This is a genomic window from Sphingomonas sp. CCH5-D11 (genome assembly GCF_001557395.1).
In the GTDB taxonomy this organism is placed as follows: Bacteria; Pseudomonadota; Alphaproteobacteria; order Sphingomonadales; family Sphingomonadaceae; genus Sphingomonas.
This window is the reverse complement of record NZ_LSKH01000332.1, coordinates 1-540: the sequence shown is the minus strand read 5'-3', so window position 1 is coordinate 540 and position 540 is coordinate 1. Positions and strand designations below refer to the sequence as shown.

Here is a 540-nt window from a genome sequence, read left to right as displayed (position 1 = left end):
TAGTCTCGTGGGCTCGGAGATGTGTATAAGAGACAGGAACAAAATCCTCGACTATGCTCGCGACGAAGGGGAAAACGGCCTCCTCTTCACCACCGACGATCGCTTCATCGCCTGGCTCGAATGAAGAACCTCCGCGCCGCAGCAGCCGCCGCCGGCCTCAAGCGCCATTGGACCGATGCTACCGGCACCGCTCAGCAGGTCGACGATGCCGTCCTCGAAACCCTGCTCGCCTGCCTGGATCAGACCCCGGCCGATCAGCCCTTTCTCTCGATCACCGCCGGCCAGCCGCTCACGATTGCCGGCAGCGCGACCGACACCGCCGAACTCACGCTGGAAGACGGCACCAATCACCCGCTGACGCTCGGCACCGACGCCATCACCACGATCGGCTACCACCACCTACAGGTCGGCGGCCGCCATTTTACGATCGCCGTCGCTCCGCCCCGTTGCCCGCAGCCGCCCGGTCATGGCTGGGGCGTTGCCGTCCAGATCCCGTCCCTGCGCGACGATCACCCGACCGCCTACGGCACTTACGCCACC

At 65.7% G+C, this 540-nt stretch carries 1 pseudogene; it reads left to right on the top strand.

Features of this window, described 5'->3' with window-relative positions:
* Positions 1-120: 120 nt before the first annotated feature.
* Positions 121-540, top strand: a pseudogene (locus AX702_RS20415) (4-alpha-glucanotransferase); the annotation flags it as partial.